The following is a 12,605-nucleotide window of genomic DNA, read 5'->3' on the forward strand; positions in this document are numbered from 1 at the left end:
GCGCCGGAGACCTGCCGGGGCGAGACTGCACGGCATCTTCTTCAGTCGTGCATCCATGACCATTCGCGAACACATTCCCGACGGCAGCAAGTTCATCAGCCCGCAGGGCAGTCGTGCAGTCAAGGGCGGCATTCGTCCCAATGCCGCCAGCGGCGTGCCTGATGTGGATCGCAAGCCGCCGTGGTTGCGCGTCCGGCTACCGGCTGGCACGCAGTACGAAGCCGTGCACGAGATCGTTCGCAGCCACAAGCTGAATACGGTGTGCGCCGAATCGAAGTGCCCGAACATTGCCGAGTGCTGGGGGCGCGGTACTGCCACCTTGATGTTGATGGGCTCGGTGTGCACGCGTGCGTGCAAATTCTGCTCGGTCAGCACTGGCAACCCGCAAGGCTGGCTCGATCCGCTGGAGCCTTTGCAGGTTGCCGACGCGGTCGCGTTGATGGGGCTGAAGTACGTGGTGTTGACCTCCGTCGATCGCGATGATCTGGCCGATGGTGGCGCCGCTCACTACGCCGCCTGCGTACAGGCGATCCATGAGCGTTCGCCACAGACTTCGGTAGAGGCGCTGACACCGGACTTTGCCGGCAATCTTGATGCCGTGGCGACGGTGCTCGACGCGGGCCTGGTCACCTACGCGCAGAACCTGGAGACGGTGGAGCGGTTGACTCATCCGGTACGCGATCCACGCGCCGGCTATCAGCAAACCCTCGATGTGCTGGCTTTCGCCAAACGACATGCGCCGAAAACCTTGACCAAGACCAGCCTGATGCTGGGGCTGGGCGAAACCGATGTGGAAGTGGAACGCACGCTCGACGATATACGCGGCGCCAACGTTGATGTGGTTACGCTGGGTCAGTACATGCGGCCAAGCCCGCATCACTTGCCGGTGCAACGCTTCGTTACCCCTGACGAATTTCGTCATTACCGCGAACTGGCGTTGGGCAAGGGCTTTCTGGAGGCGGTCGCCGGGCCGCTGGTACGTTCAAGCTATCGCGCCGAGCGCGTGCTGGAGCACAACAACCTGGGTTTGTGAGCCAGCCGCAGTGGACGCGACAGGTGCCGCACCGGTGGGCGGCGGTTGTTCCACCATTCGACGATGGGAGTCACGACCATGCCAATTCGTTTGCCACGCTTTTTTCGCACCAGTCTTGTCCACATGGGCTCCATCGAGCCGGTAGGTGGTGGTATTTCCAGCAAGCAGCAAGCGTGCGATGCCGAGGTGCGCGCTCGCGAGCGCCGCATCGACGAGCAGTTGGCGCAGAGCTTTCCCGCCAGCGATCCACCGAGCTGGGTGCAAGGTACGGCGCCGCTGCCGCGCTGAGTCGCCGTGCAAATTTGAAAGTATTGAACAGTCCGATTTGTCGAGGAGGATGAAATGGACGCATCGATGTACCCGCCGTCCACGGCGGAAACCGCGCGAAAACGCCGCGAACTGGCACCGGAGCCGCTGAAGGCCTTCAAGGCTTTCAGTGCCGCGGTGTTTGCTGATGGTGCCTTGCCGAACGTTACCAAGCAGTTGATCGCGGTGGCGGTGGCGCATGTCACCCAGTGTCCGTATTGCATCAAGGGACATACCGCCGAGGCCTTGAAGCAAGGTGCCAGCGAGCAGCAGATCATGGAGGCGATCTGGGTCGCCGCCGAGATGCGTGCCGGTGGCGCTTACGCGCACTCCACGCTGGCATTGGATGTCATGGCCCACACACACGAGGCAGGCTGACATGGCGACGCGTTTCACTTCGGTTTCCCGCAACATCCTCGACGCCGTTGGCGACACGCCACTGCTGGAGATCGAGGGCGTTTACGCCAAGCTCGAGTTCCTCAATCCGTCTGGCTCGATCAAGGCGCGTATCGCCAAATACATGATCGAACGCGCCGAAGAGGAGGGCTTGCTCAAGCCCGGCGATACGATCGTCGAGGCAACCAGCGGCAATACCGGCAACGCGCTGTCGATGGTGGCGGCCGTGAAAGGCTACCGCATGCTGGTGGTGATGCCCGAAGGACTGTCCAGCGAGCGCGTGGCGATCTCGCGGGCGTTCGGTGCCGAGGTGTTGTTCTGCGGCAACTTCCACGTCAACGAGGCGCTGAAACGGGCACGCGAACTCGGCCAGCAGCCGGGCTACTTCGCGCCGGCCCAATTCGAGTCGGAGTGGAATGTCGAGGAAAACCGCTTGATTCTCGGGCCGGAGATCCTGTCGCAACTGCCGGCCGGTCAATTGCCCGACGCGCTGGTGCTTGGTGTGGGTACCGGTGGAACCTTGATCGGCGTAGGCCAGGCGTTTCGCGAAGCCAATCCCAACGTGCGCCTGTTTGCGATGGAGCCGTCCGAGTCGTGCACGATCCTGTGCGGGGAAATCGCCACGCATACCATCGAGGGTATTTCCGACGGTTTCGTGCCGGGTATCTTCCAGCGTCATTCCAGCCTGGTGAAAGAGGTGCTCAGTGTCTCCAGCGCCGACGCCGTGGCCGAGATGAAGCGGCTGGCACGGACTCATGGCTTGTTCTGTGGTCCAAGCTCGGGTGCGCATTTGCTGGCTGCCAAGCGTATTCGGCAGAACTTCCCCGAGTTGAAGACGGTGGTGACGGCGTTCTGCGACGAGGGCGAGAAGTATCTGCATGAATATTTCATGCAGACGGCCCCCGGCGAGGTCGACGCGACGCACTTCCGCTGAGCCCCGCGCTCGGTAGGGTGGGCGCGGCCCGCCGTATGTTTCCGTAGGAGCGCAATGCCCGCCCTACCAAAGCATTTGCCTACAGCGGCGCGCAGTGGCGGTTCAGCCATTCCAGGTCGGCGCCATCCAGTAGCGGGCTGAGCGCAGCCCGTACGCTGGCGTGGTAGTCGTCCAGCCAGGCGCGTTCTTCCGGATTGAGCAGCACCGGTTCCAGTGCGCGGCGGTCGAACGGGCACATGGTCAACGTCTCGAAGGCGAGGAATTCGCCGAACTCGGTCTGCTCGGCTTCGATCACCACGGCCAGGTTTTCGTGCCGAATGCCGTGGCGGCCGGGCTTGTACAGGCCCGGCTCGATCGAGCTGATCATGCCTGGTTGCAGCGCCACCAGCGCGCCAGCTGCCGTTGGCGGGCGAATGGACTGTGGACCTTCGTGCACATTGAGAAAGTAGCCCACGCCATGGCCGGTGCCATGGCCGTAGTCCATGCCGGCCGCCCATAGCGGCGCACGTGCCAGCGCATCCAGTTGCGGACCGCTGGCGCCCTTGGGGAACCGCGCGCGGGACAGATTGATCATGCCCTTCAGCACCAGGGTTGCATCACGGCGTTGTTCGGCAGTCGTCTCGCCCAGTGCCAGCACGCGGGTGATATCGGTGGTGCCGCCGAGATATTGCCCGCCGGAGTCGATCAACAGCAGGCCTTTCGCCTGCAACGTGCTGTGTGATTCCGGGGTGGCGCGATAGTGCGGCAGCGCGCCGTTGGCCTGATAGCCGGCGATGGTGGCAAAGCTCTCACCGACCCAGCCGGGCTGGGCCGAGCGCTCCTCGTGCAGCAAACTGTCTACATCCAGTTCGGTGACCGTCATGCCAGCGGCCAGTCGCTGTTCCAGTCGGCGGAATCCGCGTACCAGTGCTGCACCGTCGCGGCGCATCACGTCACGAATGTGTTCAAGTTCGGCGGCAGTCTTCACGGCCTTGAACGCGGTGCTGGGGTTGGCAGCTTCGACTCGGGTCACGCCCGCTGGGATTGCCGCAGCGATGGTGTCGACCACGCGGCCGCTGTCCAGCAGCAGGCGATCACTTGCCCCCAGTTCGTTCAATGCGGAGATGGTCGATGCATAGTCGGCAATGCCGATACCGTCCGCAGCCAGTCGTGCCACCAGTGCATCGTTGAGCTTGGCGCGGCCAACGAACAGCGTGGCGCGTTGTTCTGCCTGCACCAGCAGATGGGCCAGAAATACCGGATTGCACTCCACGTCGCTGCCGCGCAAATTGGTCAGCCAGGCGATGTCGTCCAGGCTGGAAATCAAATGATGCGTGGCGCCCAGCTTGTGCATGGCCTTGCGCAGCCGGCTGAACTTGTCGGCGCGCGTGATGCAGGCGTAAGCCGGATCGTGTTCCACAACCGCTGCCTGCGGCAGGGACGGCCGGTCCGGCCAGATCGCGCCGGGCAGATCAAGGTCGGTGCGCACCGTAGCTCCGCAGAGGGCCAGATGCTTTTCGATCTGCTGGCGCGTGGTGACGGCCAGACTGTCGCCAGCCACCGCCAGCACGTCGTCTTGTTGCAGGTTTTGCTGCAGCCATGCCAGGTGTTCGGGCGTATGCGGCACGCGCAGCTTCATCAGGCGGATGCCGCTGCCGGCCAGTTGCTGCTCGGCCTGGGAGAAGTAGCGCGAGTCGGTCCACAGGCCGGCTTCGTCGCGACCGACGATCAGGGTGCCGGCCGAACCGGTGAAACCGGACAGCCATTCGCGGGCGGACCAGTGGGACGGCAGGTATTCGGAAAGGTGCGGGTCGGCGCTGGGTATCAGTACGGCGGCGACGCCATGCTGCTGCATGGCCGTGCGCAGCGCGACAAGACGATCGGGGATGGGGCTGTTCATTTGTTCATGCTAACAGGCAGTCGGTAGCCGTTTCACGGGGTGCCGGGCAACGGAAATGAACTGATCACGACGAAATTTGCTTTGCCATCTCGCAGTGACGCGCTTCTGCAGCTAAAATGCCTAATTTCCACACGGCTGCTTTCCATGACTCCCCTGATTTTCGTCACTGGCGGTGTGGTGTCCTCGCTAGGCAAGGGCATTGCAGCGGCGTCGCTCGCCTCCATTCTTGAAGCACGCGGCCTTTCAGTCACCATGATGAAGCTCGATCCCTACATCAATGTGGATCCGGGCACGATGAGCCCGTTCCAGCATGGTGAGGTGTATGTCACCGACGACGGCGCCGAAACCGACCTTGACCTGGGCCACTACGAGCGCTTCCTGCGCACCCGGCTGACCGGCAAGAACTCGATTACCACTGGCAAGATTTACGAAAGCGTAATCCGCAAGGAGCGCCGCGGCGACTATCTGGGCGCGACCGTACAGGTGATTCCGCACATCACCGACGAGATCAAGCACTGCATTCACGAAGCCACCCGCGGCTTTGACGTGGCCCTGGTCGAGATCGGTGGCACGGTGGGTGACATCGAATCGCTGCCGTTCCTGGAGGCGATCCGCCAGCTGCGCGTGGAGCAGGGCCCGGAAAAAGTGGTGTTCATGCATCTCACCCTGGTGCCGTTCATCAAGGCCGCCGGTGAGATCAAGACCAAGCCAACCCAGCATTCGGTGAAGGAACTGCGCTCGATTGGTATCCAGCCAGACATTCTGCTCTGCCGTTGCGAGGAAGCGCTGCCGGAGGCCGAGCGCCGCAAGATTGCGTTGTTCACCAACGTGCCCGAATCTGCGGTGATCAGCGCGCCAGACGTGGACGTGATTTACAAGATGCCGCTGTGGCTGCACAGCCAGGGTCTGGACGACATCGTGGTGAAACGGCTCGGGCTGGATGCCGGTCCTGCGGATCTGTCCAGTTGGCAGCGCACCGTCGATGCGGTCGAGCATCCGAAGGACGAAATCACCGTCGCCATCGTCGGCAAGTACGTCGAACACAAGGACGCCTACAAGTCGCTGGGCGAAGCGCTGCGGCATGGCGGCATCAAGCAGCAGACGCGAGTCAACCTGGACTGGATCGACTCCGAACAGATCGAGGCCGAAGGCGCAGCCAGTGTGTTGGGCAACGTCGATGCGATCCTGGTGCCCGGTGGTTTCGGCAAGCGCGGTTTTGAAGGCAAGGTGCTGGCGGCGCAATATGCGCGCGAGCATGGCGTGCCGTACTTCGGCATTTGTTACGGCATGCACGCGGCGGTGGTGGATTTCGCCCGCCACGTCGCTGGCCTCGAGGACGCCGATTCCAGCGAGAACGAGCGCAATACCGCCAACCCGGTGATCGCGCTGATCACCGAGTGGACCACGGCCACCGGCGAGATCGAGCAGCGCAGTGATCGTTCCGATCTCGGTGGCACCATGCGTCTGGGTGCGCAGGAGTGCCGTCTGAAAGCCGGCACGCTGGCGCGCGAAATGTATGGGCAGGACGTGATCCGCGAGCGGCATCGCCATCGCTATGAGTTCAATAATCGCTATCGCCAATCGTTTGAGGATCTCGGGCTGGTGATTTCGGGCAAGTCGATGGACGATTTGTTGGTGGAGATCGTCGAGCTGCCACAGCAGCAGCACCCGTGGTTTCTTGGCTGCCAGGCGCACCCGGAATTCACCTCAACCCCACGCGATGGACACCCGCTGTTCAGTGGCTTCGTGCGTGCTGCGCGCGAGTTCAAGGCGGTTCATGCCGGCCACAAGCTGGCACAGGAGACCGTGGCATGAAGCTTTGTGGCGTAGAGGTTGGGCTGGATCAGCGGCTGTTCCTGATCGCCGGTCCCTGCGTGGTCGAGTCCGAACAACTGCAGCTGGATACCGCCGGTACGCTGAAGGAAATCACCGGTCGGCTGGGCATCCATTTCATCTTCAAGTCCAGCTTCGACAAGGCGAACCGTTCGTCCGGCGACAGCTTCCGTGGCCCCGGCCTGGAAGAAGGCCTGCGCATTCTGTCTGAAGTGAAACGCCAGATCGGCGTGCCGCTGCTCACCGACGTGCATGAATACACGCCGATGGACGAAGTGGCTTCGGTGGTTGATGTCTTGCAGACGCCAGCCTTCCTGTGTCGGCAGACCGACTTCATCCAGAAGGTGGCACGCGCCGGCAAGCCGGTGAACATCAAGAAGGGGCAGTTCCTGGCGCCGTGGGACATGAAGCATGTGGTGGCCAAGGCCAAGGCGGTCGGCAATGACGACATCATGGTGTGCGAGCGCGGCGCCAGCTTCGGCTACAACAACCTGGTCTCGGACATGCGCAGTCTGAGCGTGATGCGCGATACCGGGTGCCCGGTGGTATTCGATGCCACCCATTCGGTACAACTGCCCGGCGGGCAGGGCGCGACATCCGGTGGTCAGCGCGAGTTCGTGCCGGTACTGGCGCGCGCAGCGGTGGCCGTGGGCGTGGCGGGTCTGTTTGCCGAAACGCATCCTGATCCCAGCAAGGCGCTTTCCGACGGACCGAACGCATGGCCGCTGGATAAAATGGAAGCGCTGCTGGAAACCCTGCTGGAGCTGGATGCCGTGACCAAACGGCATCGCTTCCTGGAGCAGGACGTATCCTGATTTTCCGGGCGCCGCGATGCGCCTGTATCAACTTTTCCCCTCAGCTTACGGAAACCGCATGAGCACCCAGATCACCCGCATCCACGCCCGTGAAATCCTTGACTCGCGCGGCAACCCCACGCTGGAAGCCGAAGTCACCCTGGCCAATGGCGGCTTCGGCCGCGCCGCGGTGCCCAGTGGCGCCTCGACCGGTTCGCGCGAGGCGGTTGAACTGCGCGATGGCGACAAGTCGCGCTACGGTGGCAAGGGTGTGAAGCATGCGGTGGCCAACGTCAATGGCACGATTGCCGCTACGCTGAACGGGTTCGACGCCGCCGACCAGAAAGGCCTGGACGACAAGCTGATTGGGCTGGACGGCACCCCGAACAAGGGCAAGCTCGGTGCGAACGCCCTGCTCGGTGTTTCCATGGCAGCAGCGCGGGCAGTGGCTGCCGCGCGCGACGAGCCGCTGTGGAGCTACCTGTCAGGCGGCAAGCCCGGTGCGCTGCCGGTGCCGATGATGAATATCATCAATGGTGGCGAGCACGCGGACAACAACATCGATGTGCAGGAATTCATGGTGCTGCCGGTCGGCATGTCCAGTTTCAGCGAAGCGCTGCGCGCGGGTGCCGAGATCTTCCACGCGTTGAAGAGCGTGCTCAAGGGTCGCGGCCTGAGCACGGCCGTGGGTGACGAAGGCGGCTTTGCGCCGAACCTGCGTTCGAATATCGAAGCGCTCGACACCATCCTCGAGGCGATCCACAAGACCGGTTACAAGGTCGGCAGCGAGATCCTGCTCGGTCTGGATGCCGCCGCTTCCGAGTTCTACAAGGATGGCAAGTACGACCTGGCGGGCGAAGGCAAAAAATATACCTCGGCAGAGTTCGTCGATCTGCTCGCCGGCTGGACCAGCCAGTATCCCATCGTGAGCATCGAAGATGGCCTGGCTGAAGGCGACTGGGATGGCTGGAAGTTGCTCACCGACACCATCGGCGATCGCATCCAGGTGGTTGGCGATGACTTGTTCGTGACCAACCCGGTGATCTTCCGCGAAGGCATCGAAAAGAAGATCGCCAACTCGATCCTGATCAAGGTGAACCAGATCGGCACACTGTCCGAGACGCTGGAAGCCATCGCGATGGCCGATGCTGCAAAGTATTCGGCGGTGATCTCGCATCGCTCCGGCGAGACCGAGGACACCACCATCGCCGATATCGCGGTGGCCACCACGGCGACTCAGATCAAGACCGGTTCGTTGTGCCGCAGCGATCGCGTGGCGAAATACAACCAGTTGCTGCGGATCGAGGAACAGTTGGGCAGTGCGGCGCGGTACGCCGGCCGCAATGCGTTCCCCAACCTCAGCCGTTTGCCGGACTGAGCGGGTAGCCGCCGGCCATGCTGCGCTGGATCGCCGTCCTCCTGATCCTGCTTCTGATCGGTCTGCAGCTGAAGCTGTGGACCGGCAACGGCAGCATGCGCGAAGTGGACAGCCTGCGTGTCTCGGTGAAGAAACAAGCCGACGACAACGCCAGGCTGTTGCAACGCAATCAGGCAGTGGGTGCCGACGTGCTTGACCTCAAGCAGGGCGACCAGGCGATCGAGGCGCGCGCGCGCACCGAACTGGGTTTGATCAAGCCTGGCGAAATTTTCTACCAGGTGGTCGAGCCGCCGGCTGGTGCGGCTAGCAGTGCGACACCGCCCGCGAAGCCGCCTGCCGGATCGCCATGAGTGCGGCCACGGTGTGGTGCGTGGTGCCAGCTGCAGGTCGTGGCACCCGGGTCGGCGGCGAATGTCCCAAGCAATACCTTCCCCTGGCCGGCCGACCGTTGATCGAACATACGCTGGAGCGGCTTGCCGCGCATCCGCGGATTGCCGGTTTGCTGGTGACGCTGGCCGCAACGGATACGCACTGGCGTGGTATCACCGCGTTGCATGACAAGCCGGTGCTGACCACGATCGGTGGTGTCGAGCGCAGCGATTCAGTGCTGGCCGGCCTCGATGCCTTGCCGGAAAGTGTCGCAGCAGACGACTTCGTGCTGGTTCACGACGCCGCGCGTCCCTGCGTGCGTGCGGCGGATATCGACAAGTTGATCGATTGTGCGGCGACTGGCGATGGTGGTCTGCTGGGTGCACCGCTGCGCGATACCCTGAAGCGGGCGAGCGACGCGGGTTGCAGTGAACTGACCGAGCCGCGTGATCGACGCTGGCGTGCCTTCACGCCACAAATGTTTCGGCGTGCTCAACTGTCGGCGGCGCTGCGTGACGCGGCGCATCGTGGCGTGAATGTCAGTGACGAGGCCATGGCAATGGAGCAGGCCGGCTTCACGCCCTTGCTGGTCGAGGGGGCCGAAGACAATATCAAGGTCACCACGGCGGCAGATTTCGCGCTGGCCGAGTTCCTTCTTTCCAGGACAGCATGATGCGCATTGGTAACGGTTTCGACGTCCATGCCTTTGGCGACGGTGATCATGTCGTCCTTGGCGGCGTGCGCGTGCCGCATGATCGTGGTGTCGTCGCGCATTCCGATGGCGATGTGGTGATTCACGCGCTGTGTGATGCGATCTTCGGTGCGCTTGCGCTGGGCGATATCGGTCGACATTTTCCGCCTGCGGATGAGCGCTGGCGCGATGCTGACAGCCGCCAGTTTCTGCGTCATGCAGGCATGCTGATGGCGCAACAAGGCTACCGGCTGGGCAATGCCGATGTCACGGTGATCGGTGAGTCGCCCAAGGTAACGCCGCACGCGCAGGCGATGCGCGAGATTCTGGCGGTGGATCTGGGCAGCGAGATCGGGCGTATCAGCGTGAAGGCCACCACCACCGAGAAACTGGGTTTCTGCGGCCGCCGTGAAGGCATCGCGGCACAGGCCTGCGTTCTGCTGGAGCGCCTGTGAGCGAAGTCGAAGCCCGCAGCACGGTCGGTCGGCTGCACGACCAGCTCGAAATCATCGTCGAGTCGTTGCATCGCCAGGACGATGACGGCCGCTTGCCGGCCGAGGTGCTGGCGGAGCTGCGCCAGCAACTGGACGAGCTGCATCCGGCCGACATTGCGTTCATTCTGGAATCGCTGCCACGGGATGACCGGCTGGTGCTGTGGCAGCTGGTCAAGGCCGATCGCGACGGCGAGATCCTGCTGGAAGTGTCCGATTCGGTGCGCGAATCGCTGATCGCGGACATGGATCGGCACGAGATTCTCGCCGCCGCCGAAACGCTGGATGCCGACGAACTGGCCGACCTGGTCGAGGATCTGCCCACGGCGATGCTGCCGGAGTTGATGGCCGGCCTCGATGCACAGCAGCGCGAGCAGGTGCAGTCGGCGCTGTCCTGGGAAGACGACCAGTTGGGCGCACTGATGGATTTCGAGATGGTCACCATCCGCGAGGATGTGAGCCTTGAGGTCGTGCTGCGTTACCTGCGTCGTTGGGACGAACTGCCGGCGCAGACCGACAAGTTGTTCGTGATCAATCAGGACAATCTGCTGACCGGTGTGCTGCCGCTGCACTGGTTGCTGGTCAACTCGCCGGAAAAAATGGTCAGCGAAGTGATGGCGCCGGACGTCAACACCTTCCACCCCGCCGATGATGCGTATGACGTGGCGCAGGCGTTCGAACGATACGACCTGGTGACCGCGCCGGTGGTGGATGACGAAGGTCATTTGATCGGGCGCATCACGATTGACGCGATGGTCGATGTGATCCGCGAAGAAGGCGAAAGCGAAGCGCTCAGCCGCGGTGGCTTGCGCGAAGAAGAAGACATTTTTGCCTCGGTGTGGGCCTCGTTGAAGAATCGCTGGTCGTGGCTGGCGATCAACCTGATCACCGCCTTCATCGCCTCGCGCGTGATCGGCCTGTTCGAAGGTTCGATCGAGCGGCTGGTGGCACTGGCGGCGTTGATGCCGATTGTTGCCGGCATCGGTGGCAATTCCGGTAACCAGACCATCACCATGATCGTGCGCGCGCTGGCGCTGAACCAGATCACCACCGAAGGGGCCAAGCGCCTGTGGCGCAAGGAGCTGATGGTGTCGCTGGTCAACGGACTGGTCTGGGGCAGCGTGATTGGTCTGGTGGCGTGGTTGTTGTACGACAGTGCGTCGCTGGGTCTGGTGATGATGGCCGCGATGACGCTGAATCTGCTGCTGGCGGCGTTTGCCGGTGTTGGCATTCCGGTCTTGATGACCAAGTTCGGGCGCGATCCGGCGTTGGGTTCGAGCGTGCTGATCACCGCAATGACCGATAGCGGCGGCTTCTTCATCTTCCTCGGGTTGGCGACGATTTTCCTGGTCTGATCCGGGCACAGCGTGCGCCACATCTGGCATCCATTGTTTGCGATCTTCGCTGCTGAGAATCTTCATGTCCGAACTTCCCCATGCCTTCGGCAATCCCCCGCTGAGCGCGCGCATGCGTGTCAGCCCCGAAGATTTTCAGGTCGAGGAAGTGCTCGGCTATGACGCCGACGGTGGCGGCGAGCATGCCTTGCTGTGGGTGGAAAAGCGTGGCGCGAATACCGATTGGGTAGCCCGCGAACTGGCGAAGTTTGCCGGCGTGGCACAGGTGGCTGTCGGCTATGCGGGGATGAAGGATCGTCACGCGGTCACGCGGCAGACCTTTTCGGTGCAACTGGCCGGCAAGCCTGATCCGGATTGGTCGGCGTTCCCGCATGCCGAGGTGAAGGTATTGGCTGCCACGCGGCATTCGCGCAAGCTCAAGCGTGGCGCGTTGCGTGGCAACCGCTTCGTGCTGGTCTTGCGCGACGTACAGGGAGATCACGCCACGGCCGAGGGCGTGCTGGCGCAGATCAGCAAACGTGGCGTGCCGAACTACTTCGGCGAACAACGTTTCGGTCGCGAAGGCAACAACGTTGCCCAGGCGCGCGCGATGTTCGGCGGGCGTCGTGTCGAGCGCGACAAGCGCTCGCTGCTGCTGTCGGCGGCGCGTTCGTACATCTTCAACAACGTGTTGGCGGAGCGGGTTGAGCGTGGCGCCTGGGACACGCCTTTGCAAGGCGAGATCTGGTCGCTGGCCGGCTCGCGGTCGTGGTTCGGCCCGGAGCCATTCACGCCGGTGCTGGCCGAACGGCTGGCGCGTGCCGACATCCACCCGTCGGGCCCGTTGTGGGGGCAGGGCGATCCGCCAAGCGCGGATGATGCCGGTTCGCTGGAATGCGAAGTGGCCGCGCAAGACGGCGACCTGGTGGCTGGGTTGGTGGCGGCACGGATGGATCAGGAGCGTCGGCCCTTGCGTCTGCTGCCCAAAGACCTGCGTTGGCGCTGGCTGGCCGACGATGCGCTGGAAGTGTCATTCGAACTGCCCGCCGGCGCGTATGCCACCGTGGTCATGCGCGAGCTTGCCGCTGTGCGCGATTGACAGCGTGGAAGTGAGCGCAGCGAACTGAACAACGGGCGAGGGCGGACTTGGTCCGCTGTTTGTCCCCA

The 12,605-nt window shown here is 63.1% G+C and carries 13 protein-coding genes; 12 read left to right on the forward strand and 1 reads right to left on the reverse strand.

Annotated features, from left to right (window positions below; all coding sequences use genetic code 11):
• The first annotated feature begins 55 nt into the window (after positions 1–55).
• From lipA to PY254_RS09865, 4 genes are all read left to right on the forward strand, one after another.
• Entirely contained in the window at positions 56–1,033 is a 978-nt protein-coding gene (gene lipA / locus PY254_RS09850) for a lipoyl synthase (RefSeq protein ID WP_281011878.1), read from the forward strand.
• 78 nt (positions 1,034–1,111) lie between these two features.
• A complete protein-coding gene (locus PY254_RS09855) occupies positions 1,112–1,321 on the forward strand; it encodes a hypothetical protein (RefSeq protein ID WP_281011879.1) in 210 nt (69 codons plus the stop codon).
• Positions 1,322–1,375: 54 nt separating this feature from the next.
• Positions 1,376–1,717 (forward strand): carboxymuconolactone decarboxylase family protein, encoded by a 342-nt coding sequence (locus tag PY254_RS09860; RefSeq protein ID WP_281011880.1) that lies wholly within the window; start codon positions 1,376–1,378, stop codon positions 1,715–1,717.
• 1 nt (position 1,718) lies between these two features.
• Positions 1,719–2,669 (forward strand): PLP-dependent cysteine synthase family protein, encoded by a 951-nt coding sequence (locus tag PY254_RS09865; RefSeq protein ID WP_281011881.1) that lies wholly within the window; start codon positions 1,719–1,721, stop codon positions 2,667–2,669.
• Between the two features lie 79 nt (positions 2,670–2,748).
• On the opposite strand, the gene PY254_RS09870 is transcribed toward PY254_RS09865, so the two are convergent.
• Positions 2,749–4,548, reverse strand: coding sequence for an aminopeptidase P family protein (locus PY254_RS09870; protein ID WP_281011882.1), 1,800 nt, complete (start codon positions 4,546–4,548; stop codon positions 2,749–2,751).
• A gap of 144 nt (positions 4,549–4,692) precedes the next feature.
• Between PY254_RS09870 and PY254_RS09875 the strand changes: the two genes are divergently transcribed.
• The 8 genes from PY254_RS09875 (at position 4,693) to truD (ending at position 12,537) form a co-directional block, all read left to right on the forward strand.
• Positions 4,693–6,363 carry a CTP synthase gene (locus PY254_RS09875; protein ID WP_281011883.1) on the forward strand — a complete coding sequence of 557 codons (1,671 nt, stop codon included), beginning with the start codon at positions 4,693–4,695 and terminating at the stop codon, positions 6,361–6,363.
• The gene (kdsA, locus tag PY254_RS09880) at positions 6,360–7,196 is read left to right on the forward strand and encodes a 3-deoxy-8-phosphooctulonate synthase (protein ID WP_281011884.1); all 837 of its coding nucleotides are present in this window, start codon (positions 6,360–6,362) and stop codon (positions 7,194–7,196) included. Before PY254_RS09875 ends, kdsA begins: the two co-directional genes overlap by 4 nt.
• A 58-nt stretch (positions 7,197–7,254) precedes the next feature.
• On the forward strand, positions 7,255–8,553 hold the full coding sequence (gene eno, locus PY254_RS09885; protein ID WP_281011885.1) for a phosphopyruvate hydratase: 1,299 nt from the start codon (positions 7,255–7,257) through the stop codon (positions 8,551–8,553).
• Between the two features lie 17 nt (positions 8,554–8,570).
• Positions 8,571–8,903, forward strand: a complete 333-nt coding sequence (ftsB, locus tag PY254_RS09890; protein ID WP_281011886.1) for a cell division protein FtsB — start codon at positions 8,571–8,573, stop codon at positions 8,901–8,903.
• A complete protein-coding gene (ispD, locus tag PY254_RS09895; protein ID WP_281011887.1) occupies positions 8,900–9,595 on the forward strand; it encodes a 2-C-methyl-D-erythritol 4-phosphate cytidylyltransferase in 696 nt (231 codons plus the stop codon). Before ftsB ends, ispD begins: the two co-directional genes overlap by 4 nt.
• Complete coding sequence (gene ispF, locus PY254_RS09900; protein WP_281011888.1) at positions 9,595–10,068, forward strand: 2-C-methyl-D-erythritol 2,4-cyclodiphosphate synthase; 474 nt, start codon at positions 9,595–9,597, stop codon at positions 10,066–10,068. Before ispD ends, ispF begins: the two co-directional genes overlap by 1 nt.
• The gene (gene mgtE, locus PY254_RS09905; RefSeq protein WP_281011889.1) at positions 10,065–11,459 is read left to right on the forward strand and encodes a magnesium transporter; all 1,395 of its coding nucleotides are present in this window, start codon (positions 10,065–10,067) and stop codon (positions 11,457–11,459) included. Before ispF ends, mgtE begins: the two co-directional genes overlap by 4 nt.
• Before the next feature lie 64 nt (positions 11,460–11,523).
• Positions 11,524–12,537 (forward strand): tRNA pseudouridine(13) synthase TruD, encoded by a 1,014-nt coding sequence (gene truD / locus PY254_RS09910; protein ID WP_281011890.1) that lies wholly within the window; start codon positions 11,524–11,526, stop codon positions 12,535–12,537.
• Positions 12,538–12,605 lie beyond the last annotated feature (68 nt).

The sequence above is a fragment of the Rhodanobacter sp. AS-Z3 genome, from assembly GCF_029224025.1.
Taxonomy (GTDB): Bacteria; Pseudomonadota; Gammaproteobacteria; order Xanthomonadales; family Rhodanobacteraceae; genus Rhodanobacter.